The sequence below is a fragment of the Shewanella sp. VK101 genome (assembly GCF_056497865.1).
This window is the reverse complement of the sequence record NZ_CM151402.1, coordinates 4,657,605-4,681,009: the sequence shown is the minus strand read 5'-3', so window position 1 is coordinate 4,681,009 and position 23,405 is coordinate 4,657,605. Positions and strand designations below refer to the sequence as shown.

20 protein-coding genes and 1 pseudogene are annotated in these 23,405 nt (G+C 48.3%); 12 read left to right on the top strand and 9 right to left on the bottom strand.

The window, feature by feature from the left end:
• The first annotated feature begins 5 nt into the window (after positions 1 to 5).
• The 3 genes from ACSHSR_RS20790 to ACSHSR_RS20780 are packed head-to-tail and all read left to right on the top strand — an operon-like array spanning position 6 to position 2,323.
• On the top strand, positions 6 to 824 hold the full coding sequence (locus ACSHSR_RS20790) for a hypothetical protein (RefSeq protein WP_107005804.1): 819 nt from the start codon (positions 6 to 8) through the stop codon (positions 822 to 824).
• A 37-nt stretch (positions 825 to 861) separates the two neighbouring features.
• Positions 862 to 1,638, top strand: coding sequence for a hypothetical protein (locus tag ACSHSR_RS20785; RefSeq protein WP_479631115.1), 777 nt, complete (start codon positions 862 to 864; stop codon positions 1,636 to 1,638).
• Complete coding sequence (locus ACSHSR_RS20780) at positions 1,529 to 2,323, top strand: calcium-binding protein (protein ID WP_479631114.1); 795 nt, start codon at positions 1,529 to 1,531, stop codon at positions 2,321 to 2,323. The genes ACSHSR_RS20785 and ACSHSR_RS20780 overlap by 110 nt, the downstream gene beginning before the upstream one ends.
• On the opposite strand, the gene ACSHSR_RS20775 is transcribed toward ACSHSR_RS20780, so the two are convergent.
• Positions 2,312 to 3,406, bottom strand: a complete 1,095-nt coding sequence (locus ACSHSR_RS20775) for an ISAs1 family transposase (RefSeq protein ID WP_109248997.1) — start codon at positions 3,404 to 3,406, stop codon at positions 2,312 to 2,314. The genes ACSHSR_RS20780 and ACSHSR_RS20775 overlap by 12 nt on opposite strands.
• Positions 3,407 to 3,475: 69 nt before the next feature.
• Between ACSHSR_RS20775 and ACSHSR_RS20770 the strand changes: the two are divergent.
• From ACSHSR_RS20770 to ACSHSR_RS20760, 3 genes and pseudogenes are all read left to right on the top strand, one after another.
• A pseudogene (locus tag ACSHSR_RS20770) lies at positions 3,476 to 3,634 on the top strand (hypothetical protein); the annotation flags it as partial.
• An 84-nt stretch (positions 3,635 to 3,718) separates the two neighbouring features.
• The gene (locus ACSHSR_RS20765; protein WP_479631113.1) at positions 3,719 to 9,082 is read left to right on the top strand and encodes a calcium-binding protein; all 5,364 of its coding nucleotides are present in this window, start codon (positions 3,719 to 3,721) and stop codon (positions 9,080 to 9,082) included.
• Positions 9,083 to 9,340: 258 nt separating this feature from the next.
• On the top strand, positions 9,341 to 10,555 hold the full coding sequence (locus tag ACSHSR_RS20760) for an EAL domain-containing response regulator (protein WP_479631112.1): 1,215 nt from the start codon (positions 9,341 to 9,343) through the stop codon (positions 10,553 to 10,555).
• Here the strand turns inward: ACSHSR_RS20760 and menE are convergent.
• From menE to ACSHSR_RS20735, 5 genes are all read right to left on the bottom strand, one after another.
• Positions 10,538 to 11,950, bottom strand: a complete 1,413-nt coding sequence (menE, locus tag ACSHSR_RS20755) for an o-succinylbenzoate--CoA ligase (RefSeq protein WP_479631111.1) — start codon at positions 11,948 to 11,950, stop codon at positions 10,538 to 10,540. The two genes, ACSHSR_RS20760 and menE, sit on opposite strands and share 18 nt — an antisense overlap.
• A 53-nt stretch (positions 11,951 to 12,003) precedes the next feature.
• Positions 12,004 to 13,047, bottom strand: coding sequence for an o-succinylbenzoate synthase (gene menC, locus ACSHSR_RS20750; protein WP_479631535.1), 1,044 nt, complete (start codon positions 13,045 to 13,047; stop codon positions 12,004 to 12,006).
• Entirely contained in the window at positions 13,047 to 13,853 is an 807-nt protein-coding gene (gene menH / locus ACSHSR_RS20745; protein ID WP_234502530.1) for a 2-succinyl-6-hydroxy-2,4-cyclohexadiene-1-carboxylate synthase, read from the bottom strand. Before menH ends, menC begins: the two co-directional genes overlap by 1 nt.
• Positions 13,835 to 15,556 carry a 2-succinyl-5-enolpyruvyl-6-hydroxy-3-cyclohexene-1-carboxylic-acid synthase gene (menD, locus tag ACSHSR_RS20740; protein WP_107005799.1) on the bottom strand — a complete coding sequence of 574 codons (1,722 nt, stop codon included), beginning with the start codon at positions 15,554 to 15,556 and terminating at the stop codon, positions 13,835 to 13,837. Before menD ends, menH begins: the two co-directional genes overlap by 19 nt.
• A gap of 137 nt (positions 15,557 to 15,693) precedes the next feature.
• The gene (locus ACSHSR_RS20735) at positions 15,694 to 16,374 is read right to left on the bottom strand and encodes a LysR family transcriptional regulator substrate-binding protein (protein WP_186297133.1); all 681 of its coding nucleotides are present in this window, start codon (positions 16,372 to 16,374) and stop codon (positions 15,694 to 15,696) included.
• 681 nt (positions 16,375 to 17,055) lie between these two features.
• On the opposite strand from ACSHSR_RS20735, the gene ACSHSR_RS20730 reads away from it, so the two are divergent.
• The 5 genes from ACSHSR_RS20730 (at position 17,056) to ACSHSR_RS20710 (ending at position 20,005) form a co-directional block, all read left to right on the top strand.
• Positions 17,056 to 17,520 (top strand): hypothetical protein, encoded by a 465-nt coding sequence (locus ACSHSR_RS20730; protein WP_025010743.1) that lies wholly within the window; start codon positions 17,056 to 17,058, stop codon positions 17,518 to 17,520.
• A gap of 76 nt (positions 17,521 to 17,596) precedes the next feature.
• Positions 17,597 to 18,058 (top strand): nitrite reductase, encoded by a 462-nt coding sequence (locus tag ACSHSR_RS20725; RefSeq protein WP_044735454.1) that lies wholly within the window; start codon positions 17,597 to 17,599, stop codon positions 18,056 to 18,058.
• Positions 18,059 to 18,070: 12 nt separating this feature from the next.
• A complete protein-coding gene (locus tag ACSHSR_RS20720) occupies positions 18,071 to 18,754 on the top strand; it encodes a 4Fe-4S dicluster domain-containing protein (protein ID WP_025010745.1) in 684 nt (227 codons plus the stop codon).
• Positions 18,751 to 19,692 carry a cytochrome c nitrite reductase subunit NrfD gene (gene nrfD, locus ACSHSR_RS20715; RefSeq protein ID WP_028780006.1) on the top strand — a complete coding sequence of 314 codons (942 nt, stop codon included), beginning with the start codon at positions 18,751 to 18,753 and terminating at the stop codon, positions 19,690 to 19,692. Before ACSHSR_RS20720 ends, nrfD begins: the two co-directional genes overlap by 4 nt.
• Positions 19,693 to 19,714: 22 nt before the next feature.
• Complete coding sequence (locus tag ACSHSR_RS20710; RefSeq protein ID WP_025010747.1) at positions 19,715 to 20,005, top strand: cytochrome c3 family protein; 291 nt, start codon at positions 19,715 to 19,717, stop codon at positions 20,003 to 20,005.
• A 193-nt stretch (positions 20,006 to 20,198) separates the two neighbouring features.
• On the opposite strand, the gene ACSHSR_RS20705 is transcribed toward ACSHSR_RS20710, so the two are convergent.
• Positions 20,199 to 20,624: an Lrp/AsnC family transcriptional regulator gene (locus ACSHSR_RS20705; RefSeq protein WP_028780007.1), complete on the bottom strand. Its 426-nt coding sequence runs from the start codon at positions 20,622 to 20,624 to the stop codon at positions 20,199 to 20,201.
• A gap of 141 nt (positions 20,625 to 20,765) precedes the next feature.
• On the opposite strand from ACSHSR_RS20705, the gene yjeH reads away from it, so the two are divergent.
• The gene (gene yjeH, locus ACSHSR_RS20700; RefSeq protein WP_208136310.1) at positions 20,766 to 22,031 is read left to right on the top strand and encodes an L-methionine/branched-chain amino acid transporter; all 1,266 of its coding nucleotides are present in this window, start codon (positions 20,766 to 20,768) and stop codon (positions 22,029 to 22,031) included.
• Between the two features lie 35 nt (positions 22,032 to 22,066).
• On the opposite strand, the gene ACSHSR_RS20695 is transcribed toward yjeH, so the two are convergent.
• Both ACSHSR_RS20695 and ACSHSR_RS20690 read right to left on the bottom strand, forming a co-directional pair.
• Positions 22,067 to 22,522 (bottom strand): tellurite resistance TerB family protein, encoded by a 456-nt coding sequence (locus tag ACSHSR_RS20695; RefSeq protein ID WP_025888905.1) that lies wholly within the window; start codon positions 22,520 to 22,522, stop codon positions 22,067 to 22,069.
• A 185-nt stretch (positions 22,523 to 22,707) separates the two neighbouring features.
• Positions 22,708 to 23,238, bottom strand: a complete 531-nt coding sequence (locus tag ACSHSR_RS20690) for a DUF2780 domain-containing protein (protein WP_093983954.1) — start codon at positions 23,236 to 23,238, stop codon at positions 22,708 to 22,710.
• Positions 23,239 to 23,405: the final 167 nt, after the last annotated feature.

Genomic DNA, 23,405 nt, shown 5'->3' with positions numbered 1-23,405 from the left:
TATTTATGAATGGCAGGATAAAATCAGAATTAGTAACGTTGGTCAGCGTATTTTGTTTGATTTTTTATGCAGATGATAGCTTCGGAACTCATTCGGAAACGGAAATTGAAGGAAGCGGTCAGAATATTTTTCATAGTAAACATGTTAAAACTCCAATGGAATTAGGTAATTTTAGAGAGGAAGGCTCTTTCTATCTTCTTGAGTCTTCTATAGGTGAAGATGTGTGTACAAATGTTTTGGAGAGCATAAACCAACCTAGGGAATATAACTTTTTTAAAAACAAGGATGGAGTTAGAAAGGAGGAAAGTCGATTCGCTAATTTTGGCTTGCCTGAAATGATGATACAAACACAACTAAATGTTCCAAGAACTGTTATGAGTAAAAAAAACGCAAGCTCATTTCGTGTTGAAGAGTTCGTGGTTGATTTAGATAAGGATGGAGAAACTGAATCTATTTATAGAACAACCGGATATTTATCTGGTGTGTGGGTGCATAATTTATTCATGTTACCTTTGCCATATGATAGTAAAAAATACCTTAATATTGATTCGTTTTGGAAGGAACAACAAGAGTTAGGTAATGTCTCTAAGTTTTTTTTGCAATGGAAAGAGTTTCAAGGCCTAGAAGTTGGTGATTATCTAAGGACTCTGGGCTCTCAGGTGATTTACGAGCTTATAGAATTTCATGGGAATTACTATATTTTTGCAACTAGTTCCGTAATAAAAGAAAACTCCTCTGTCAAAGTGGCAGTTATTAAATTAGACGATATTGGCGTGGGCTATCCCGCATGTCTTTTTGAAACGAAGTTTATCGTAACATATTAATTCAAACTATATATTAAATTTTTAAAAGGAATTGCTTATGTCTTTAGGGAATTTACATGACAATTATAACGCACATCCGGAGCTAAATGATGCTGCAGGTAACCCAGCAACCACCTATTTAGCTGCCAGAGATAATATGTTAAAGAGAAAGGAAAATGAGGCTTTATTTGTAGGAACTGTAGGGGGCGTTGGTGGGGTCAATGTATCCCGAATCCATAATGATAGTGTTGGAATTCCAACTATAGGATACGGTTTCAATTTAAAGGCTCATACGGCAAAGCAAATCCGCTCTGCATTAACTCATTCTTTTGGGGGGACTCTTTCTGCAGATCAAGAGCAAGGTATTCAGATTTTAGAAGCATGGCGGAATCGTACTGCATATAACGGCACTACTTTTACTGATGCGGATATTATTGCTCTAGCCGAAGGTACAGGTGGTTTGGCTGCACACCAAGCTTTGATTCAAAGTATTGCTTTAACAGAAGCGCAATCGACAATCCTATTGCACGCATATTTGGATGGTTCAGCTGGCCTGCCTGCAGTTGATGGCGCTTTCGGTTTAGGTAATGCTGATTCTGTAGGTCAATCTACTGAGCGTTTAGCGCTGCTTGATTTGCGCTATGCTGGCCTTCTAGGTGACGGTATTAAAGATGCCATTGCGGGTAAAAATCAAGCTGCAGAGTCGCCTAGAGCAGCTGCTTGGTTTGAAGCTAGATACCACCATGGCAATACAGGGGGGGGCATTGCAGACTCGTCGCGCTATGGATGGCAGGTTAATTGGTCTGGTACAGGAGGGCCTCAATGCAAAAGATGAATTACAGGAAACTTTGGTTGCAGTTTCTTATTTATATAAGTATCACTTTGATCTGATAAAACAACGTGATGGAAGAGATAATTTCGAAGCGGCGATTGCATCAGAGAAGGCTTTGATAGAGGCTACTTATACACAAGGTAATGTGGTGGACTTTATACAAACTACTAACCAGTATGGGAATATTGATTTAGCACCTCAACAAAGTGGAATAGACCGTAATTTATTAAATGATTTGATGGTTGGTGATGATAGAGGGAATAAAATTGAAGGTGGTGATGGACATGACTATCTTTATGGTGAAGCTGGCGCAGATAAACTTTACGGTGGTGACGGCAACGACATCCTCGATGGCGGTACCGGTGTCGATACCATGTCCGGCGGCACAGGCAACGATACATACTATGTTGACTCGCTTCTAGATGTAATCGTTGAAAATGCAGGTGAAGGTGATTCAGATACCCTTATATCCTCGGTAGATTATGCCGTAGCAGATGGGCAATATAAAAACATTGAGCGCTTTGCTTTAGATACGCGTAATGGTGGCAGTGGTGAACGCTTGGGTGGGAACGAGTTTGATAATATTCTTGTCGGTAATCAGCTTGATAATATCATTTTAGGTGGTAACGGGTCTGATACCTTATATGGCAGGGCGGGATTCCACTTTGTTTATATCTTAACCAAATAACAACTCTGAGCGAAATGTAGGACTCCAACCAGCACGGCGGCGCTTACCTGCCAGACTGTCTTTTTTGCCTTGGTGCTGCCTTATCGCACTCAGAGCCGCTCGGTTAAATAGGGCGAGATGCTTTGCGCCATCAGGATCCGTTACCTTCAGCGCATCTTCGCGGAAGACCACATCCAGCACCCAATGGAGCTGATTTTCTACCCCCCAATGCTCTCGAATAGTCCTCGCGGCCTCTTCGGCATTGAGCGGTAAGGAACTGACATACCAGCGTGAAGAACATGATGTTATTCCATCGACTGTCCGTTCACTGGCAACTTCGATAAATGAGGTGATGTGCGGCCACTTTTTCTTAAGTTCCGCTGATAATTCTGCTTCTATCTGCATGACTGTTCGGCGCTCCCTGCGGCCATGACCCATGTTGAACTGCTCAAATATAGCCAGTTCTGGCTGCTCATACGCTTTACTGAAGCTGGTTTTGACTGCTTCAAATAATCCCGGCTGGTTCGACTTGAGCTGAATAATGAAATCACCGTTCCCCTGTTTAATTTTGTTCATGGTAGACACCTGACAATGCAGTGCATCCAGCGTCAGAACGGCATTATCCAGTGCCATAGCATCAATCATGTTGCGGGCGACTTCAGCTTCTTTCCCTTTAGAATGTGAACTGTCTTGGTAAAGTGTAATGCCGTTGCCGACATCAAATGCGCTGACAACATGGAGTGCATTCTTAGCATCCTCACTCCACGCCCCGCGCAGGGTTTTTCCATCCAGCGCGATAACGGTTTTCCCTTCCGTTTGCCGTTGCTCATTGATCCAGCCAAATATGGCTTGAAGGAGCAGTTCGCTGTCCAATGCTTTGATTATATTACTGATACAATGCCTTTTAGGGATGCCATTTTCGAATTTTCGGTACAGACGGAGCCAATCTAGCTGTTCTTCTCCGAATTCCTGAATAGACTTCCACCCAGTCGCACCGCTGAGGATAGCACTGAGTGTCAGGAACACCACATCCACTAAATTATGCTTTAGATTGATGTCCTTACGGGGATCGGTAATCTGTTCTAGTTGTTTCAAAAGGGTCATGGTCATCTGTGGATTAAGGGCAAGGCAGATCAGATCATGACCAACCGTAAAAGTTCAATTTAAAGTGGGATCCCGCCCTGCTTATATGGTGGCAAAGGCAACGATCATCTAGAGTCTGGCGAAGAAGATGTTTACGGTGAAGGCAAACTAAATCTGCTTCAAGGAGGAGAAGGAAATGATACCCTGATAGGTGGCCATGGCGTTGATCTGCTCTATGGTGGAACAGGAGATGATAGCTTATTTATCGATAAAGGCGGACTTTATGCTTCCAGCCCTGTCGATCCAAATTATCAAAAGCTTGGCACCGAGTTGATGAATGGCGGTGAGGGCTTCGATACCTATTATGTAGGTACTGCTTCTAATTATGCCATCATTGAAGACTCTGATGGTCAAGGCGAAATATATGTCAAAGCAGATGGGGTTGGAGATAAAACTTACAAGTTGACAGGCGGTACTTTCTGGGGAAAACAAACTATTACAGAAACTGGCCTAGAAGCTGACGGATATACACTTATACACTCTGACGGCACCGAAAGCCAAATCACGGTTGCTTATGAATCTGATGGCAGTCAAACATTAATAGCTTTTGGATTTAATATTCCTAATTTCTATAATGGAATGCTAGGAATAAAGCTTGAGGGTGGTCGTGTCGATTCTGGTAATAACACCGTGGATGATGTCCTTAAAAAACTAACTTTTGATGACCAATTCACTCCCGAAGAAGTAGATAAAATAAGAAATGCAATTAGAGATGTCTACGATAATTCTGCAATAGCTCGAAAGATGCTTAAGGAATTTGCTGTTATTGGTAATAAGGATATCAATATCAAATTTTCCGAGAACGGCTTTAGTTCAACATTAAATGGTCGAGACCCTTCTTCTGACAATATTAGTAATGGCGTTAGCGTAGCTGGCGTGTTTATTGATCTAAATTGGCTTCAAAATAATAGTTATATTAGTACCAATGGTGTAGCTGTAGAAGATACTCTAGAGGCTGCTCTTATTCATGAGTTAGTACATTTAATGAAGGGAACTTCCGATACCAGCTCTCCTGGTGAGAAAGGAGAAACTGTAGAGTTCGCTAACTCCATTTATCGCGAAATGGGTATAGCAGAGCAAGCGTCCTATGCTGCTTATGATTCAACCGGCAACACTCATGCTATTGGCTATGAATACACACAAGGTCAAACAATCGACCGGGCATTCACTTTACTGTCTGAAAATCCAAATATGGATGATCTTGATACCACCGAAGGGGGTATATTAAAAGACCTCATTATCGGCAATGAGCGTGATAATGTAATTAACGGTGGTGATGGCAGTGACTATTTATATGGCGGCGATGGCAATGATACCCTTAAAGGCGATAAAGGGTGGGTGGGACGTATTGACCCTGTAATAGAAAGTAATGATGTCCTGTTTGGCGAGGGTGGCGATGACACTCTTGAAGGCGGAGAAGGCAATGATATTCTCTATGGTGGTACGGGCAATGACAAGGTTCTTGGAGGAAGAGGTAATGACCAACTCATAGGCGGTAAGGGTAATGACCTGCTTGATGGGGACGTAGGTTATAACAAATATATTTTCTCTAAAGGTGATGGGCAAGACACCATTGGTGCCAGCAGATATCGAAGTTCCAGCGATGAATTAGTTTTTACAAGTGAAATTAACCCTACAGACGTTGTATTCGCTCGTGAAGGCATTGACTTAGTCTTTCGCTTCATAGATACCGACGACCAAATCACCATAAGAGGCCATTTCGAAACTTCAGGTGGTTGGGGTTCATTTGTTCAAGCCACCTTTGCAAATGGAGTGGTGTGGACATCTGAATATATTAACTCATCGTTATTACAGGGAACTGAAGGTGACGATAATATCGTTGGTTACGTTGGAGATGATGTAATTAGTGGTCAGGAAGGAAATGATATTATTGAAGGCCAAGAAGGACATGACACTATATCAGGCGGATCCGGTGATGACATCCTTAAAGGTCAAGGCGGCGATGATAGATTAGATGGTGGTATCGGTAATGATACGTTAGATGGTGGTTATGGCAACGATATTATTACCGGAGGTAAAGGTGATGATATCATTGAAGCTGGTGATGGCATAAATACCATTCATTTTGCTCGCGGAGATGGGCAAGATATAATTTCATATGAGTCAGAATTTAATAATTCTAGCAGGTCAAATCACCTAGTGTTTGCTGATGACATTTCAATTAATGATGTAAAGCTGTCAAGAAATGATGATGATCTGTTGATTGAAATCGTCAATTCGAATGATCAGATAACTGTCGAAAATTATTTCAGAACAATCGAACTTGATTATGGTTCTGTATTAGATGATATAGCCTTCTCCGACGGAACTATTCTTATCAGTACTGATATTCAGTTATTAGTACTCCAAGGCACAGATGGCGACGATAAGTGGCTGGTTGGCAATGAGTTAAATGATGTCATTGATGGTGGATTGGGGGATGATGTCATTGATGGATCATTTGGTCGTGATACATTAACAGGTGGAAAAGGTAATGATGTCGTAGATGGAAGCTTCGGTAACGATACTTATATTTTTTCTTTAGGTGATGGACAAGATGTCTTTAAGGACTCTGTTTATTATTCGGTGTTCGAATTAACGAGTAAATATTCTAGTTTAGAAGATCGAATCAACTTTACCGATATAAATTCTTTCGATGTACATGCAAAACAAGTCGGTGATGACTTGATTTTGACTTTTAATGAATCTAATGACCAGATTACTATTGAAGACCAATTTAGTCGTAGCTATTCAACTACAACTTATATCGAAGAACATGGGATTGAGTATTTTACCTTTTCCGATGGTGTAGAATGGAATATAGATGACCTCATTGTTCATTCATTAAGCGGAACTGAAGCTGATGATACGATTTATGGTTTCAACCGTGCTGACACTGTGAATGCTGGTTTAGGTAATGATATTGTTTATGGTGAATCCGGAGAAGATGTTATCCATGGTGGAGCGGGGAATGATTCCCTATACGGTGGTGATGACAATGATCAAATCTTTGGAGATTCAGGACATGACTCTATACATGGTGGACTTGGTGACGATCAACTATACGGTGGTGAAGGAAACGACACGATAAAAGGTGGCTATGGTCATGATATGCTCGATGGTGGTGCCGGTGATGATACCTTGATTTCCTTCGACGATATTTATGATACAAGTGGTAAGACCCTTATCGGTGGTACCGGGAATGATACAATTTACGGCTCATTTGGTAATGACACCTATCATTTTAATCTTGGGGATGGACAAGACCACATCATCGCCACCAGAAAAGAACAAGCTTATTCTAACTTTGCAGCCACTAACGATACCTTGATTTTCGGTGAAGGGATATCTGTGGAAGATTTAAGTTTTGAGCGACACGGTGAAGACATGGTAATTCAAGTCGGTAATGGTGGCGATAGCATTACTGTCGAGAATTGGTTCTTATCATATACCGATCACTTCTTGGTTAATAACTTCCAATTCAGTGATGGTACAAGCCTAACTGTCGCTGACATTAACAAGCTTGTGGTTCAATTAGGTACGAACGTAGGTGAACAAATCGTTGGTTCAGAAAATGACGATCGTATCTCGGGACTGGGTGGAGACGACCAACTTTTTGGTTTGGGCGGTAACGACACGATCAATGGGGGAGAAGGCTCCGACTACATAGATGGTGGCTCGGGCAACGATAATCTAGTTGGTGGCGTTGGTAACGATACGTTACGTGGCAACAGCGGTGATGACACATTAGTCGGTGGTTTGGGTGATGACGGTTACCTTATATATGCAGGTGATGGTCACGACACATTGGATGTGGGTGACGGTGGTGTAGATAATCTATTTCTTCAAGATATCAATTTTGCAGAATTGACTTTTAGCCAAGACGGTGACGATCTTTTAATACTCATTGGTGATGGTGTGAGTCAATCAATTCGAGTGCTAAATCATTTTGTTGGTGGCGAATTTGCCCTTGATCACCTAAAAAGCGCTGATGGCAGATGGCTAAGCACAATTGATATCAATGACCTAATGAATGTTGACCCAGACCCGACGCCAGACCCAGATCCGACACCAGACCCAGATCCGACACCAGACCCTGACCCGACACCAGACCCTGACCCGACACCAGACCCTGACCCGACACCAAATGTTGGCGGTGATGATGTCATTGTTGGCACAGACAATGGCGATATCATATTTGGTGGTGTTGGTAATGACAAGTTGACTGGAGGTAAAGGTGATGACGTGTTATTTGGTGGAGCAGGCAATGATGTCTTTTGGTTCGCTAAAGGGGACGGCCAGGATGTTATTGAAATTAGCACCGGTGTAAATGTTATTGAGTTTGCAGAAGACATTTCATGGCAAGATGTCGCACAAAACTTGTCTAAGTACGGCGATGATCTAATCTTAAAAATTGCCGGTGGCCCAGATCAAGTAACGATTTCTGATTTCTTTATTTATGGTGCGAATGTACTTAGCGATTTTAAATTTTCGGATGGAAGTAATTTAAGTCCTGCGCAAATTTTTGGCGCTTTTGGATTACCCGTCCCGAATGCAAAACCATCAACTAGTACAGAGACCATTTTTGGTGATTTAGACGACAATACTATCAATGGTACTGATGGTAATGACGTATTAAATGGACAGAATGGGAATGACACATTAGTAGGTGGTCTAGGTAACGACATCTTAATCGGTGGCTTGGGTAATGATACTTTCGTGTTAAGCAAAGGTGATGGACAGGATGTTGTGAATGCATCCGGAGGCGGCACTGATACCATTTTATTCAAGTCAGGCATTAGCTTTAATGACATAGCGTCTTCATTGATGAGAATGGGAGATGATTTGATACTTGGTAGTGGCGATAGCCAGGTTACTATTTCCAATTTCTTTTTAGGTGGAGACTACGCAGTTGATAATTTCGTATTCGAATCGGGTGGAAAGCTAAACGCGGCACAGATCTTTGGTGCTTATGGCTTAACGCTTCCTGATGTAGAAGAGTCTGATCAAAGCTTGAAATTGCCCGATCAACGAGCCTTCGCTCAAGTCATTAAGGGCAATGGAAGTAATCAAGGCCTTTTCGGTTCATCTGATGATGAATTGTTGTTAGGCGAAGGTGGTGATGATGTTCTCTCGGGAGGAGCTGGGAATGATACACTTATCGGCGGAAGTGGTAATGATAATTACTTATTTACATTAGGTGATGGTCAAGATGTGATTATAAACCAACACTCTGATACCGAAAGCGTTGATATATTGTCTTTTGGTACAGAAATCACCAGTTCACAGGTTAGCGTCTCTCGTCTAAATGATAACTTAGTTCTTCATATCGATGGAACTGATGACCAAGTTACAGTACAGGACTACTTTGTGAGTAACGGTGACAATATTCACAGTTTAGACTCCATAGTTTTTGCAGACGGCAATACCTGGAGCGTAGATGATGTATCACAAATGGTATCTCTCTCAAAGACCCTTAGTTCCGAAGTAAATGGTGTTTCCGAGGCTGCATCTCTCGATCAATCATTCAATTTGCTAGTTCAGTCTTATGCTGCATTTGATGGTGAAGCTGATTCTGACTTGAGTAATATTAAGGGGGATCACATGAACGTGTTACCTATAGTTGAACGCTACTAAAATTTAACATAGCTCTATAGACAAAAAGCCGTGCTGTTTTTCTCAGTACGGCTTTTTAATTTTTAATAGTGAAATTTAGCTCCTAGGACCACAATGGTTGTTGGTCGCGATTCAGCATAAATGATTTTTATGAGTTTTGGCGTCACTTTTTCTTGATATTTGTAACTCTGAATGCCTTATTGCATGCAAGTTTTCCGTTGGCCGACTTAACCTAAATAAGTAGTTGCCTGAACCATTATTACTTCTATAGGCAGACTCATGAATAAACTCAGGGTACTGATTCTTGAGGATCATCCGTTTCAACGCACTGTGCTGGAGCATAATCTCAAGTCGTTGGCCTGTGTGGATGTTGTTAGTTTCGGCAGTGCAACTGCAGCCTTCTCTTGGTTAACTCAGAATCGCGAAGTCGACATAGTCATCTGCGACCTGATGATGGCCGGAACCGATGGACTGTCATTTCTGCGTCAGGCAAGGACTAGGTTTAAAATTCGTGCCGTAGCGCTCTATAGCGATGTGGACAGAGAGTTGCGCCGGGCAGTATCGCAGATGGTCAAACTGTTGGGGTTTCAATATTTGGGAGACTTGGCCAAGTCTCCCACAATTGAAAACCTGAGCTCAATGATTTGCCGTTATCGCGAGTTGAACGAACCTCGTCAGCAAACGCTTGAGCCTGAAAGACAAACAGACTGGGTATCTTTGAATTTCAAAGACTTCAAGGATGCAGTTATGGATCAGCAGTTTGTCGGCTTTTACCAGCCCAAGTTCCACGTATCTGATTTGCAGATTGAAGGCGCCGAAGTCTTGGCGCGCTGGAATCATCCCGTATTTGGTCTCTTGAGTCCGGCACTGTTTATTGAGCCTTTGATCCGCTATGGGCTGCTGGATGAAATGTTTCTGCAGCTATTCCGCCAGGGGATAAGGCTGCAAAAGCAATTGCTGGAACAAGATTATCGCTTGTCGCTGGCCTATAACCTGGATATTTCTCAACTGAACTCCACTGAGCTGGTATATCAGATCTTCAAGTTGATCCGTGACTACAAGTTGCCACCGAAATTGGTCACCATAGAGATCACCGAGTCCGGGCTTATCTCGGCACCGGCCCTCAATATGGAAAACCTGATCCGTTTACGCATGTTGGGTTGTGAACTGGCCATTGACGACTTTGGTGCAGCTTATTCTTCTATGGCTCGTCTGTGTGAGCTGCCTTTTTCACAAATGAAACTGGATGCCTGTTTTGTGGCTGGCCTCGATACAGAGCCCAGATGCAAGGCGGCGATTTCCAGTGTAATTGCATTATCTGACTCGCTCGACATGCAACTGGTGGTTGAAGGTATTGAGACCGAGGCACAGCTCAGATTGCTGCAAAATCTTGGCTGCAACCTGGGGCAGGGATTCTACTTTTCCAAGCCCTTGAGTGAAGCCGATTTTTGCAAGCGTTTTTTGAATAGCCAGACCCTAAGGCTTCGCGGCTGAGCTGACAGCCGCAATAAGCTGTTTACGCTGCACCTTGAGCCCCTCTGCAACCTGTTGCGGCCAGGGATAATAGTGCCTCGGGCGTTTAAAGCGGGCCAGCTTGTCTGCCAGGAAGGCGGTCAACTCGGCTTCGCTCGGTACTTCTATGCTTCGATATCGCAAAATGGCGGCCGGCAGTAAACCAAACTCGGGGTTATCTTCACCAAAGACGATGGCATCCAGGATGGCAGGGTGCCGTTTCAGCGCCGCTTCCACCTCTTCCGGTTGAATATTCTCGCCGCCGCAGATAAACATATTGTCAACCCGCCCCTGAATATGCAGTAGCCCATCCTGGCTCCAAAAGCCTTTGTCCTTGGTGCAGAACCAACCGTCTTGGGTCTCTTTAACTATGCTGCCATCCGGCTGCAGGTAACCCATGAACAGGGTCTCACCCCTGACCCAGATAACTCCTTGTTCTATTTTGAGTTCGCGCCCGGGTAACAGGCGGCCACTGCTGCCATCGCTGCGGGCCATTCCCGTGGTGATCTGCGAGCCCATCTCTGTCATGCCGTAACTGGTAAAGGCTTTCACCTTCAAGGGAGATAGCCTGTCCAGCAGGCCTTGGCCTATGGCGCCGCCGCCAAGTAGCAGGCACTTCACTCCCATAAGGCTTTCGGGGCTGTCGTCCAACAGGCGTTGTAACTGGGTGGCCACCAATGAGAGATGAGTGATGGCATCACGCTTTAACTGCGCCGCCATAGTCAGCTTATTGTCCGGCAGCACCACGGCCGCCGCAGCCAGGGCGCAGCGATTGAGGATTGCCAGACCACCGATATGGAACAGCGGCAACGAGAGTAACCAGGCATCACCACTCGTCAAAGGGATCAACTGCCGACTGCCATTGGCGTTGGCGATATGGTTACTAAGGCAGTGGATTGCGGCCTTGGGGCTGCCACAGGAGCCCGAGGTAAGAATGATATTGAGCGGCGTATCGGCCGAGACAGTGGCTATCTCGGCAGGGGTACCATTCGATTCGTGAATGGCAAAATCCGCCTGCACTCGGGTGACCGCCAGCGCTTGCCAAAGCTGATCTCTGGCGTTATCCGGGCACCAGATAAAGCGGATATTAAAACGTTCAAGCAGCTCCTGAAGCTGACTATCCGGAAACTTGGGTGACAGCGGGCAAAAGAGTAGCCCCAGATCCAAACAAGCCCAATACAGCAACATCAGCTCGCGGCAGTTGGCGGCCACACAGGCCAGTTTATCCCCGCGCTGCAACCCCAAGGCTCGAAGCTCGGCGCCGAGCGCCAACACTTGCTGGCTTACTGCCTGATAACTATGGCAGATACCGCCCTCTACCAAGGCGATGGCATCTGGAGTCTGTTGGCCACTGAGGTGAAGGGGCGAGTAGGTCATGTGCTTTCCTGTTAATGAGATTGCTGGTTACAGAGGTTGTCTGAGCTTGGCAGTTACAGACAGGACCACTGACCCAATAGTTCCAGCTCAGCAAAGTCCAGACAAGGTTTGTGCCCTTGGCCGACAATAATATCGTGTCCGAAAGGCGCCAGAGTATCCAGTCCGGGGGCTTCGTTGGGGGTCAAGAGGGCACTGACCGCCTCCAGATCGGCAATTCCCAGAGAAGATTCTAGGCTGGAACTCAACAGGGCGCGCACGCCGGCCGCTTCGGCCTGTTCGATCAGGGTTTGCAGTCTGGTTAAGCTGCCGAGCAACATGGGTTTAAGCACCAGCGCCGTGAGACCGCTCGCGAAGTCATTGCAGTCAGGTACAAACTCACTTTGCAGCAGACTTTCATCCAGGGCATAGCGTATCCCTGTGGCCTTGAACAGGGCCGGGTTATCGTCGGCGCGGCGGCAGGGTTCCTCAATATATTCAATGCTGGCCTTGGGCAGACAAGCGCAAAAATCCACTGCTTGCTGATACTCAAAGCCCTGATTGGCATCCAGCCTGAGTTTAAGATGAGGTTTGGCGGCCAATACACCATGGATCAGTCTGAGCTCTTGCTCCATGCTGGTCTGGGCGACTTTGATCTTGGCTCTGAGAACCGTATCGGGAAGCGCCGCCAGCCTTTGTTGCAGTAGCGCCAGTGGCTCTTCTTCCCTGTGATAGATGAGCGGGATGGTTTCAAAGGCCGGCCAGCGCTGTGGCAGTTGTCCTTTGAGTTTGGTATCGAGCAGACTTAGCCCCCAGGCGAGCGAGGGATACTGACAGGCATCGGCCGCCTGACTCAACTCCAGCTCTTTGGCTGCCAGTGCTTGCATCAGCGCCAAGGCTGCTTCTGTCACCTCCGCCAGCGATTCACGGCTGAAACCCAGCAGTGGCTCGCCGTTGGCATCCAGGCCGCTCAAGGGGGCGACTTCCACAAAATGCTCTTCATTGCCGCAACTGGCCTTGATAACCAGCCCGGCTCTCTGTTCGATTCTTTGCTTGCCCACAGGTAGTGAGGTTTCCAGCGGTAGCCTATAGCGGGCCAGTGACAGTGAGTCTGGATGCATCATTCACCCCTTGAAATCGCGTTCAGGGCGCCTTTGAGCGCCGTGGCAAAAGCGCCGGGTTGGGCCTGATGGCTATTATGGCCCGCATCGGCAATGGTATGCAGCTTGAATCCGGCTTGTGGCTGCCAAGCCTTGGCGAGAGCGCTAAACTTGGCATCCTGCTCCCCTAGGTAGTAGTGGCTTGGGCAGGCAAGCTTGGCCGGCACCTGGCGCAGATCCTGTTGCAGTGCCAGTGAGGTGGCCTGGTAACAGTTGATTAGGCCAAGCGGCTGCTGATGGCGGCGTTTTTCGATTAAACGTTCACGCTCGGCGCTTGATAGGTCGGCAAATACCGCTTGCTGATACCAGAGGGCCAGCACTTGTTCAATCGGCATAGTGTTAAAACGTTCGGCCCACAGCTTATCGGCCATCGCCCTCTGGTGACGTTCATCATGGGATAACAGGCCCGGGTGACAGGACTCAAGATGCAGGCTCAGCAGCGCCTCGGGCCAGGTTTGAGCCAGATGCAGCGCGATACGGCCACCAAGCGAGTATCCCAATAAGTGAAAGCGTGGGATGCCTGCCTTGAGCAGTGTATGGCGCAGCAAGGCAACACAGTCACTGAAGCCTGGGCTCGCTATCGAGATATCACCGCTGCGGCCATGGCCCGGGAGATCGACCGCAATACAGTAGTAGTCCTGACTCAGGTGCGGCAGCAACTCGCGCCAATCATAGCTGCTGCCGAGAAAACCGTGCAGCAGCACCAAAGGCGGCTGGGTTGCTGAACCCTGAGTCGTTGTGGCTAACATCAGCTTTGTTTTACCCATTGGCCTATGCTGGCTATCTGGTCGCTGGCCTGGGTTTGGCTGATGCAAACTTCAATAACCGAGGCGCCGTTATAGTTGAGCGCTTCACTGTAGGCATCCATAAAGCCCTGGAAGTCTTCCACCCTATTGTAGGGCAGGCCAAACATGGCCGCGCCATAACCAAACTCCAGCCCGTGGCTTAATCGGTAATAGTGAGCCCTTACTTGCTCATCCGGTACCGGCAGGATATTGAAGATATTGCCGCCATCATTGTTGAGTATCACTATCACCAATGGCCCCTGAGCCTGGCGTGCCAGTGCCAGAGAGTTGAGGTCGTGCAGCGCCGATAGATCGCCGAGTACCAAGGTGGTGGCCTGGCCCTTGTGGTTGGCGACGCCACAGGCACTGGCCAGCAGGCCATCTATCCCTGAAGCACCGCGGTTGGTATAGGTGATGGCGGCGCAGCAACTGATGGGCGCGAACATATCATAAAGTCGCACCGGCAAACTGTTACCGATAAAAAGCTGCTGCTCGCCGGTTCGGATTGCCGCTATGGCCCTGATCACCTGGGCCTCACCGAACTCGCCGTTATCGATTTGGCGTACAAAGAGCTCATTGAGCGCCTCATTCTGGGCGGTGAGCTCCAGTGCCCAATTGGCGGAGGACGAGCGTGGCCACTCAAGCGCGGCTATCTGCTGTAGCTCTGCCAGCCAGATCTGCTTGGGTTTATGGCTGGGATCCAGGCGCATCTGCTGCGGCAATACTTGCCAATATTGGTGCCAGTTCTGCTGTTCCAGATAACTTATCAAGCGTTTCGACAGTAGGCGTCCACCAAATACCAGTGCCCGGTCGGCCTGTTGCAGCAGGGCTCGGCCCTTGGGGTTGAGCAGCAGTTGGTCGACATTGCCTATCGCGGCAGGATGTTGACGCAGCTGAGACTGGGCATCTGTCAGCAGCGGCCAACCGAGTTTGCTGGCCAGTTCGACCAACTTTTGTGGATTATCGGCACTATCTAGGGTGCCGGCAATGATAACACCCTTGCCGTGAACAAAACGCGCCATGGTATCCCAACTGGGGACTTGTCCCATGCCTACAGCTGCATATTGGTTATAGGGTGTGCTTGCCTGTTGCCAGCTCGCCAAAGGTTGCAGGTAGTGCTCTATGGCCTGGCTTCTGGGGGCATCCAGGCTGCTTGGGTACAGCGGCTCACGATACATACAATTGATGTGGACCGGCATGCTTTGGTTGGCCACGGCTTCATCAATCTGAGTCAGCAGTGCCTGAGGGGCTATGGCCAGATCCGGTGTCGGCAGGTTCAACTGCTTGGCATATTGGCCGAAAATCGCCGGTTGGAGTATGGCTTGGTTGGCGCCGCAAGCTATCAGCTCAGGCGGTCTGTCGCCGGAAAGCACGACCAAGGGGACTTGAGTCAACCAGGCCTCAACGATGGCCGGATACAGGTTGGCAACGGCCGTACCCGAGGTGGTGATAATGGCCACCGGAGCCCGACTGGCCTTGGCGAGCCCGAGCGCCATAAAGCCCAGTCCACGCTCATCGAAGTGCAGGTGTTGTTTTAGTTTGTCCTGGCGGGCGGCTGCCAGCGTCAGGGGCGTGGAGCGCGAGCCCGGCGCCATGCACACATGCTGAGCCCCAAGGCGTGCCAGTTCTTCAAGTATGAGGGAACCCCAAAGGAGATTGAGTTCGGCGTGAGAATTGATTTGCATAAACAGCTTACCCAGTATCGAATGCTCATTAGTGTACCGCTTTTGGCAGCGCTATTGTATGAACTCTTGGGCAAATCTGTCTGTATACCTCAAGGCCAAAGATCGGCTGAGATCGGGTTCAGATTGATGTGGCAAGCCTACAGCAAGGTTCCGCTCACCAAACGCAGCTGTGAGCGAATCCATTCCAGATCCGGGTCTTGCTGGCCGCTGGGGCTGAGCAGTGTCAGAGTCAGTGGCTCAGTGACATTGAACAGCCGGGTGGTTTCCATTTCCGACAGTTTGCAAAGGTGTAGCAGGGGTTCTTCGCCCAGCAGATCGAATACCGCCTTATAGGGCACCAAAGCCACCGCCTGTGAGGCTTCCAGATAGGCACTCAGGGAGGAAATGCCGGTGATGGTCATCTCGACATTCAAATCCAGATTGTTGATCCGGCAGTAGTCTTCAAATGGGCTCAGGCAGTTGGGACCAAGGCCCAGATCTGTATTGATATAGGGATACTCGGCTATGGTTTCCAGTGTCAGTTCACGGGACAACAGCGGATGATTCTTGTTGCAGATAAGGTAAAGGCTATCCAGCTTTCTCAAGGCTTCTATCTGTAACTTATTGCCGATTGCCAGTAAATCCTGCGGGTAATGGCAACTGCAAAGCCCGGCACTGATGTTGCCGTCTATTATTCCTTGCAATGAGTTGCAGCCCCAGGAGTTCAAATTGATATGCAACTGCTTGTTCTGTTGTTTAATGGCCTGCATCAAGGCTTTTGGGTAGGCGTAGGATATCAGCCCGGGGGTGACCAGCTCGAAGTTTTTGTTTCCAGCCAAGGTTGGGTTTCCAAGATGATTGAAGCCCTTGGCACAGTCGACTATTTCTTTGGCAATAGGGTAAACCTTGGCTGCAAATTCATTTGGAATAAGGCCATACTTCTTTCTTAAAAATAGCTCGTTACCAAAAATAGATCTGGCAGTTTTTAAACAACGGCTTATTTTTGGTGCGGGTACATTTAGAATTTTGGAAACATGTGTTGCAGACTTGTTCTCATATAAGCTAACAAGAATGGAAAGACTAAGAATATCCAGTTTTTCAAAGTCAATATGGTTCATCTGCAATACTCCTTTAGTGGTACCCTCGATATCTATATTAACCAGTTTTTTCAGAAAAAATAATTTTATTCGAAGCTATTTTTGATTCTGTATTCTAGATCACTAAATGCTGGGTTTTAGGTTAATTAAAGGTTGTATGTGAGAGGAATTCTCATTACGCCTGCATATTTCAAATAGTGAAATAGTGTATTTTAAAATATCGTTTTATCTAAATTCAATTTCTTATTTTTAGCAGTTTGTTTTCTAGAAAATGGCAATGTAGTCAGTGTCTTATGTTTTGTTTTTTCAGTCTTTCTCCGGATGATTATTTGATGATGATCAAAATTTATATTGCTGTAGATAGTAATAATTCAACTGCGCAATAAGCGCATTAAAAACTAAAAATGATGTTTGGAGGGTTATATGGATACTTCAGTTATTCTAAGTTATGCCTTTATCTACTTCGTGCTTTTTATTGCAGTACCATTCGTGCTGGTGGTATTTGTGATGACATGTATCAAGTTCTTTAAGTCAGACGAAAAAAACGCCGAAGCGATAAAGCTCAAGAATCGGTTCTTTGACAAACAGAGTTTAGACTTTTTTAAATCTCTGAAGTCTTTAACCAATGGTCGATACGAAGTTTGCAGCAATGTAGCTTTGGAGTCAGTGGTTGATATTGACCCACATGCGCCTGCAAGTCACTCACGTCTGGACTATGTATTGATAGATCAGAATTCTTCAGAAATAAAAATGGTAATTTCAGATTTCAGTGATGCTGAAAGTGCCAATTCAAAGAGCCTACTCGAAAAACTCAACGTTCGCCTCATCGATATGAAACGCTCCAATCCCCTGGATGCACAGCATCTTGAGCAGATGTTGACGGCTTAGGCTGCAATAACGGGTGGCGGTGCTGCGCTGCCACCCTTGAGTCCCTGTTAGATCCAATTGAAAGTGAGGACCCGAGATGTCCAGTATTCGATGGCGTGCAATATTAGGCGCGGCCTCTTTGACTTGTTTGTTGGGAGTGAGCGGCGTTGTCTATGCCGAGACCGCGTTGAAAATCAACAGTGATCCCTGTGTGAAGTGCCACAAACGTAATGGCTTAATGCAGGGACACCATGGCCAGGATCAGCTCAATATGAGTTGCAGTACCTGTCATGGCGAAAAAGGAAACCATCCAAGAAAGCCCAATGATTTAAGGGTATTTACTCCTCAGGAAGGGATTGCACCTGCGACCCAGAATGCCACCTGTCTCAAGTGTCACCAGCCGCAGAAATTGGCTGAAAAAGAGTGGACCCACAATGTTCACGCCGACAAGTTGAGCTGCGCCGCCTGCCACAAGCTGCACCCGTTGGACGATCCAATGAAACAAGCAACAGGCAAACAGCACAGTAAGCTGTGCCGCGACTGTCATACGGCCAACTAAGGGGTAAGAGTAATGGAAAATTCCAGAAGACGTTTTTTAAAAGGGGGCTGTGCCCTGATGGCCGGTGCCTCTCTCTATCCATTGAGTGGCAATGAAGCGGTTGCCAGTGCCGATCATGACTCGGGGATCAATTATGCCCTGCTCCATGATGAAACCAAGTGTATTGGTTGTAACGCCTGTAGTGACGCCTGTCGGGAAGTCAACCAGGTACCTGAAGGGGTTTCCCGGTTGGAGATTATTCGCACCGGCCCTTACGGCGAATACCCGAACCAGTTTTATCACTTTAGCCGTAAGTCTTGTCAGCACTGTGAAGACGCTCCTTGTGTCAACGTCTGCCCAACAGGTGCGGCGTTCAAGGACAAGAAAACCGGCATAGTGACGGTCGACGCCTGGAAGTGTGTCGGTTGTCAGTACTGTATCGCGGCTTGCCCCTATCAGGTGCGCTTTATCAACCCTGTTACCAAAGCGGCCGACAAATGCGACTTCTGCCGAGAGACTCAACTCAAGCAGGGTAAACAGCCGGCCTGTGTGGAAGCCTGCCCAACCAAAGCCTTGGTATTCGGTAACCTGAAAGATCCGAGTTCAGAAGTGGTGCAGATGATTCGGGCCAACCCAACCCAGAGATCCAAGGTCGATCTCGGCACCCGGCCCAAGCTGTTCAAGATTGTGGCCAAACAGGGGGAGATTAAGCTATGAGTCCTTTTCATTTTGATACTTTGGTTTGGCACTGGCCCATTGCGTTTTATCTGTTCTTCGCCGGGGTTTCGGCGGGCGCCATGTTCTTTGCCGTGCTGTTGAAAAACCTTTGTCTGAAGCAGGATGCCTGGCGTTCCGGCTTTGTCCAGGCAGCTTGTTTGGTGGCGCCGATCACTGTGATGGCGGGCTTGGGGATCTTGGTAATCGACCTGACCAAGCCGTTCCATTTCTGGAAGATCCTGGTGTTCTATAACCCCACTTCAGTGATGTCCATCGGGGTGATGATCCTCATGGTTTACATGGTGTTCATGTTTGCCTGGATTGCCATGGTATTCCGTCAACCGATAGACGACTGGTGTGAGCAACGTTTCCCCGTGGTGCTTAAAGTGACAGGCTTTTTGGCCAAGCATGAGCCCAGTTTGACAGGTCTGTTGCTGATCTTCTCCCTGGCGCTGGGGGCTTATACCGGCTTCCTGCTGTCGGCTCTGCCCGGTTACCCCATGCTGAAGAATCCGGTATTGCCTCTGCTGTTCCTGATCTCCGGTTTGTCTTCCGGTGCGGCGGCGTCTCTGCTTGGTGGTGTACTGCTCAAGGGTAACCCTGACGGCAAGGAAGTGCACTTTATTCACAAGATAGAGATCCCTCTGATCCTGGTGGAAATTGCGGTGATCTTCACCTTCTTCGCCGGCTTGGTACTCACCGGTGGCCAAAGCAAAGTCGCGGCCTTCAATGCCATAGGGGAAGGTTTCTGGGGCTGGGTGTTCTGGCTGGGGATCCTGGGTTGTGGCCTCTCTATTCCACTGGCCATGAATCTGTTTATGACCGCCACGGCCAAGCGTAAATGGTCTTATGTGGCTGCGACAGCAACCCTGAGTCTGTTGGGGGTCATTTTGCTGCGCCACTTCATCCTGTACACAGGACAAATGACGATTGCTTAACCCCCATAAAAAGGAAAATGTGATGTTGAAAAAAATGCTTCTGATGATGGCTCTGGGTTTCTCCGGTTCACTGCTGGCGGCCCCAATTGCCGATTCCCACACGGAAATGTCCGGCTGCGAAGCCTGCCATAAAGATGGTTCGCCTTCCGCCGACTATGCCTTTGAAAACGAGCAATGTGCTTCCTGTCACGGTGATATGAAGTCGCTCGAAGGTGAGGCTCACAAGAAACATGATGGCGTGCTCAGCTGTACTGACTGTCATACAGCTCACGAAGAAAAAGACCCGGCAGCGGGTTGCAAAGACTGCCACTGATAAGAGGTTAAGGAATGCGGCGGCTTTGCAGTCAATAACAAGCACCGCCGCATCCTGAAGCAGCGTTTTACGTTGCTGACAAGGAAGTGATTGGGCAGGAAGCCACTTTGTTATTGCGCCTTTGACGCATTTCCCGATCCTCCACGGGACTCGCCACCTATTGAGCACGCGGGTGGCTTTTCTTGGTTTTAGTTCACTGGTTATTAATCCACTCGCTCATCACCACATGGGTTTTAATCTTCACTATCTCGGTGTGTGTGTCGATATATTCGCGGATCTCATGCAGCCGCCGCATGGATGGGGTTTTGACAAACACCAGCAGATCCATGTCGCCTGAGATACCATGGCAGGTAACGACTTCCGGAATCGCGTGAAACACATGCACCACATCGCTGCAGCGGGGGCACTTATGCTGAATTTCAAAGTAAGCACTCACAGCTTCTTTTTGGGATTCGCTGAGTAGCAGCTGGTAACCGCGGATTACACCGTTTTGCTCGAGCTTCTTGATCCTGTCCGAGACAGCGCTGCGGGACAGCGATACTTCGGCAGCCACATCTGAAATACTTCGACGGGCGTTTTTTTTAAGTGCATTAATGATTGCTTTATCGAACTTATCCATGCTACCTGACGTTTTGAGTGTTTTTTGCTGATTTGCCGTCATTTTGTCGGCCTAAAAGCCGTATTTGACGGAAACGAATGACAGAAAGTCTGCCGGAGAACGACTATACTGGCGCCATTCAAGATACTGATAATTTAGCAGATGAATCAAGTTACAGGAACCATAGGACGCTGGCAGGGCGCCGGCTTAATGGCCACCACATTGTTGGGTACCGGGGTGTTTATTTTGCCGCAGATGACGGTCGCCAAAGCCGGTAGTGGCGCCTTGTTGGCCTGGGCTTTGCTGACCCTGGCCATTATTCCGGTGACCCTGGTGTTTGCCCGTCTGGCCAGTCGTTTCCCTCACGCCGCCGGGCCGGCTTATTTTGTCGAACGAGCCTTTGGCCGTACCCTGGGCCGCACCATAGGCCTGAGCTTTTTGATGGCTGTGCCTATCGGTGCGCCCGCCGCCATTTTGATGACTTTCCAATTCGTTAATGCGCTGGTTCCCGTGTCCGGCTGGGTTCAAGTGGGCTGCGAACTCTTGGTTCTGCTCGGGCTCTGGCTACTCAATCTCAGGGGGATTCAGGTTTCTGCCAAGGCGCAATTTGCCCTGACACTGGGAATTGTGGCCGTGGTGGTAATGATGTTCGGCGCCGGTGGTGCCAAGGCCGGTGAATTGGTGTCTTTGACTGCTCATTCCACTCCCGATTATGACGGCGTGATGCTGGCGATAGGCATCGCCTTCTGGAGTTTCCTCGGTGTGGAGGCCATGACCCACTTGGCCAACGATTTTCGGCGCCCGGATCGGGACTTGATCCCCGCCATGGTGATAGGGGTGATTTTGGTCGGCGCGGTTTATTTGGCCTGTACCTTGCTGTTATTGCTGGTGGAAGTGGATACCAAGGTCGCCATGATAGGCGCATTCGATACCCTGCTCGGCGGATACGGTGCTCAGGTGATAGGTGTGCTGGGTATTGCCAGTGGTCTGGCGGCGGTTAACGTTTATGCCGCCAGTGTATCGCGGCTGCTTTGGAGCTTCAGTACCGAGGGGATATTGCCGGCCTGGTTCCGTGAGCGTAACAGTTATCAGGTACCGGTCAGAGCCTTGTCGGCCGTGCTGGGTGTGATGGGGCTGGTGATAGTGCTGACCTATATTTCAGGCCAACAGCTTGAGCAGCTTATTGCGTGGAGTAACGGGGTATTTGTGGTGATCTATCTCTTGTCCATGCTGGCAGCCATTCGCTTGCTGAGCAAACGTTACCTGCCTTTGGTACTGCTAAGCTGCGCGCTTTGTGTTTTGCTGGCGTTTGCACTCGGCAACGCCATGGCCTACGCCCTGGGGTTGCTCTGTGTGCTGGCTGTGTTGTTGACACTGCAACAGCAGTGGCAGAAACGCCAATTGCCGCCGGTGATCCCTATGCAATAAAAACGTGCAATAAAAGCATGCAATAAAGGGCGGGTTCAGTCTGAGTTGCCAGTCATGGCCTGGTTGCGCAGCTGGATCAGCTCAGAGTGTTTGAGATACAGCAGGTCGGCACAGCGGCGAATGATCTGGTCTTCGTAGCGGCACAGTTCGCCGTCGGCATAGGCCACACGCCACATCGCCAGGATCAGCTGCTGCTTCTGCTCAAGGGTAAAGCTATCATTGATGGCTGAGGTGAACTCAAACAGTGAGGTGGCATCGTGACGGCTTTGTTTCGCCTCAACTATCAGCTCGGCCGCCGCTTCGGCGGCTATACCCAGCGTATGTTCCAGAAGTTCGGGTAACAGCTGGGCCTCGGTGCCGGACATCTCCTCATCAGCATAAACCACTTCCAACAACATGCTGGCGGCTGCCAATTCCAGTTGTTTCTGCTGTTCCTGCGGGGATTTACTCTGCTGATGGGCATTCAAAAACTGCTTGAGTTTGGCGATCATAGGCTTCTCTTGTCAGTTGGCTCAGTGTTGGGGCTAACCCTGTTGGCTCTGGGAGTGTCGGGCCGCGCGGTTTGCGGCTTGGGCAGGGTGAAAACCAGCCTTGCCGATGCGCGCTTTAACCGGGCGGCCACGTTTTTTAGACGCCATCAGTGGCCGCGGGTTCCCCTTTGATAGTGTGAACCGCTTTACAGCAATGAGCCCAGCCCCTTGACCAGGAGATCGGCTGTGCCTTCGCCACCGCTACTTTGCAGGTAGTTTTTGACTATATCTATCATGGGCGCAGCCAGCTCTTTGGAGATCCCAAGTTTGGCAAAGGCATCATAGACCATGGCGCTGCCCTGTAGAGAGTTACCCAGGTCGCCGGCTTTGGAAAGCAGGCCCGTCATCCCTGAGTTGCCATCCAGCTTGGGCGCTGCGGCCAGCAAGCCATCAATACCGGGAATGCTGTCGGCAATGGGAGAGAAAGATTCTTGCCCCAATGAAGTCTTGGCCAGTCCGAGAAGGCTGCCAAGGCCACCTTCGGCCTGGGTTTGAGTCAGACCCAGCTGTGACATCACGGTGCCAACCAGCTCACTGTTTTGAGTGGCGGTCTGGGTATTGGTGGCTGTATCGGCTTGTGTCTGGGTGTTGCTGGTGAGTTTGTCGAACCAACCGGCCTGCGCTGGGGCCGCCAACAGTGAGCCCATGATTACGGCTGCTGTGATATAAGCTTTCATTTCTGCTTTCCTGTGCAAATAAAAGGTCTTCTGGGGCCATATTCTAGTCTTATCTCTGGCGTCGATGCACGGCTTTTGCGTGACAGGCGGTCGTTTTGCTGTATTTCATTTGTGCATTGGCGCGTGAATTTGGGTATCCTTGGCGTCTATCTTGATCCTTTAATTAC

Bases quoted from the DNA above. Each gene is read 5' to 3' on its own strand.
- ACSHSR_RS20720 (WP_025010745.1), top strand. From the start codon at position 18,071: ATGGAAAATTCCAGAAGACGTTTTTTAAAAGGGGGCTGTGCCCTGATG.
- ACSHSR_RS20790 (WP_107005804.1), top strand. From the start codon at position 6: ATGAATGGCAGGATAAAATCAGAATTAGTAACGTTGGTCAGCGTATTT.
- ACSHSR_RS20705 (WP_028780007.1), bottom strand. From the start codon at position 20,624: ATGGATAAGTTCGATAAAGCAATCATTAATGCACTTAAAAAAAACGCC.
- yjeH (WP_208136310.1), top strand. From the start codon at position 20,766: ATGAATCAAGTTACAGGAACCATAGGACGCTGGCAGGGCGCCGGCTTA.
- menD (WP_107005799.1), bottom strand. From the start codon at position 15,556: ATGCAAATCAATTCTCACGCCGAACTCAATCTCCTTTGGGGTTCCCTC.
- ACSHSR_RS20710 (WP_025010747.1), top strand. From the start codon at position 19,715: ATGTTGAAAAAAATGCTTCTGATGATGGCTCTGGGTTTCTCCGGTTCA.
- ACSHSR_RS20785 (WP_479631115.1), top strand. From the start codon at position 862: ATGTCTTTAGGGAATTTACATGACAATTATAACGCACATCCGGAGCTA.
- ACSHSR_RS20695 (WP_025888905.1), bottom strand. From the start codon at position 22,522: ATGATCGCCAAACTCAAGCAGTTTTTGAATGCCCATCAGCAGAGTAAA.
- ACSHSR_RS20725 (WP_044735454.1), top strand. From the start codon at position 17,597: ATGTCCAGTATTCGATGGCGTGCAATATTAGGCGCGGCCTCTTTGACT.
- ACSHSR_RS20730 (WP_025010743.1), top strand. From the start codon at position 17,056: ATGGATACTTCAGTTATTCTAAGTTATGCCTTTATCTACTTCGTGCTT.
- menE (WP_479631111.1), bottom strand. From the start codon at position 11,950: ATGACCTACTCGCCCCTTCACCTCAGTGGCCAACAGACTCCAGATGCC.
- menC (WP_479631535.1), bottom strand. From the start codon at position 13,047: ATGCATCCAGACTCACTGTCACTGGCCCGCTATAGGCTACCGCTGGAA.
- nrfD (WP_028780006.1), top strand. From the start codon at position 18,751: ATGAGTCCTTTTCATTTTGATACTTTGGTTTGGCACTGGCCCATTGCG.
- menH (WP_234502530.1), bottom strand. From the start codon at position 13,853: ATGGGTAAAACAAAGCTGATGTTAGCCACAACGACTCAGGGTTCAGCA.
- ACSHSR_RS20760 (WP_479631112.1), top strand. From the start codon at position 9,341: ATGAATAAACTCAGGGTACTGATTCTTGAGGATCATCCGTTTCAACGC.
- ACSHSR_RS20765 (WP_479631113.1), top strand. From the start codon at position 3,719: ATGAATGGCGGTGAGGGCTTCGATACCTATTATGTAGGTACTGCTTCT.
- ACSHSR_RS20690 (WP_093983954.1), bottom strand. From the start codon at position 23,238: ATGAAAGCTTATATCACAGCAGCCGTAATCATGGGCTCACTGTTGGCG.
- ACSHSR_RS20775 (WP_109248997.1), bottom strand. From the start codon at position 3,406: ATGACCCTTTTGAAACAACTAGAACAGATTACCGATCCCCGTAAGGAC.